The organism is Nocardia sp. NPDC051756 (assembly GCF_040681495.1).
GTDB lineage: Bacteria > Actinomycetota > Actinomycetes > Mycobacteriales > Mycobacteriaceae > Nocardia.
The window spans coordinates 1-1,941 of sequence record NZ_JBFAYV010000037.1; the positions used below are offsets into that span (position 1 = coordinate 1).

2 protein-coding genes are annotated in these 1,941 nt (G+C 65.8%); one reads left to right on the forward strand and one right to left on the reverse strand.

Translation table 11 applies throughout. The annotated features are described in order from the left end of the window. Positions 1-160: 160 nt before the first annotated feature. Positions 161-721: a helix-turn-helix domain-containing protein gene (locus AB0M22_RS45630; protein ID WP_364740323.1), complete on the reverse strand. Its 561-nt coding sequence runs from the start codon at positions 719-721 to the stop codon at positions 161-163. Positions 722-758: 37 nt separating this feature from the next. Here AB0M22_RS45630 and AB0M22_RS45635 point away from each other — a divergent pair, with 37 nt between their 5' ends. Further along, positions 759-1,799, forward strand: coding sequence for an epoxide hydrolase family protein (locus AB0M22_RS45635; RefSeq protein ID WP_364740326.1), 1,041 nt, complete (start codon positions 759-761; stop codon positions 1,797-1,799). Positions 1,800-1,941: the final 142 nt, after the last annotated feature.

The following is a 1,941-nucleotide window of genomic DNA, read 5'->3' on the forward strand; positions in this document are numbered from 1 at the left end:
TCCATTGCGTCGCAGTGAGTTTCTAGCAGCATCCATTCGTGTCGGCGCATGACGCGGGGAATTGCCAACGGATCAGTACACCCTCCGTTCACCGAATCTCCGCGCCAAAGCGAATATCGGGTTTACGAGATGGACGGCACGCGAATCCGACTGTCGCGCATCACCCGTCGGCGAGGCGCTGGATGGTGACGCTCAGCCAGGATTCCAGCTCGGCAGGGTCGCCGAGTTCGGCACGCAAGACTCGGCGGCGGGTGGAGACGCCGAGCACGAAGGCATCGATCGCCGCGGCGCGGTTACGGGCGTCCGCATCGTCCAGGCCGCTGTCGCGCAGGTAGCGATGCAGCGGCTCCAATGAATTCGAGTCGAGGAAGGCGGCCAGCGCCTCCGCCGCCGCCGGGCGTTCACCCGACGCGCGTTGCAGCACGAGCAGCGGATCTTCCACGGGCGCACCGAACCAGCGTTGGACGATGCTCGCCGCGAGGCGCGCACCGAGCGCGGAGCGATCGCCGTCGAAGGAGTCCGAGACCGGGATCTCCACCTCGGTCGCGGCCAGGAAAAGGCCTTCCTTGCCGCCGAAATAGCGGGTGATGAGGTTGGGCGAGACGCCGGCCGCGTCGGCCACTCCCTTGACCGTGATCGCCGCGTACCCGTGCTTGGCGAACTGGCGTTGTGCGTGCTCCAGGATCCGTTGTCGGGTGGCGGCCGCATTGCGCAAACTCATGTGTACGAGCATACACATCGTGTGTACGGTGATACACATGATCGAGAACCTACGGGAACGACTCCAGTGGACGCGGCGCGTTGCGAGTCCATGGCAGGACGACCGGACGCGCGGCATCACCGGCGGCCGATTCGACGAACTTCTCGAACGCTGGGCAAACGGGTACGACTGGGGTATGCACGAGCGCCGCATCGCCGGGTTCCCTTGGGTGACAGCGCAAGCGGGCGACACCGAACTTCGCGTGATTCACCAGCGGGCGGCGAATCCGGACGCTCCGGTCGTCGCCCTGCTGCACGGCTGGCCGGATTCGGTATTGCGGTTCGAGCGGGTGCTGCCATTACTCGCGGACCTGCACGTGGTCGTGCCCGCGCTGCCGGGCTTCCCATTCGCGGCCCCGCTCACCGCTCCCGGCATGTCGGTCAATCGAATCGCGGAGATCGTCGCAGACGCTCTGGATCGGCTCGGCTATTCGCGATACACGGTGTCCGGCGGTGACGTTGGCGGCACGGTCGCGGAAATTCTTGCGGCGCAACACCCTAACCGGCTCGCCGCGCTGCACCTCACGAACGTCGCCCCGTTGCGCGCGCTCACCGCGGACCGGGCAAAACTCGCACCCGACGCGATCGCCTACCTCGACCGTTCGGCGCAGTGGTTTCGGACCGAGGGCGGCTACATCGCCGAGCAGTCGACGCGGCCGAACACCCTCGCCGTCGCCCTCGGCGACTCGCCCGCCGGTCTCGCGGCCTGGATCATCGAGAAACTCGAATCCTGGTCCGACGATGCGGCTTTCACGAACGATGAGCTACTGACTTGGGTCTCTGCCTACTGGGTGACCGGAACGATCGGCACCTCGTTCGCCACCTACGCCGAACCTGCCGCACTTCCCGGCCGGATCGATACGCCGACCGTGCTCTCCGTATTCCCGCGCGACATCAAACCCGAGCCGCGAAGCTACGCCGAAGCGTTCCTGAACATCCGCGAGTACGTGGAACATTCTGCTGGCGGCCACTTTTCGGCCTGGGAACAGCCCGCGGCCTACGTCGCCGACCTACGCCGCGCGCTCGCGCTCGGCTGCTGACACAAAGCGCGCGTATTCGGTGAACACCAGTCACGCGCCGTCGCCGGTCAATGGTTAACCGCGGGTGACCAATTGGTGGTTCCGATTATGTGTAGTCGGGAAGAACGACGTCCCGCGTGTTTAGGTACTCCCCGCAGGAGAG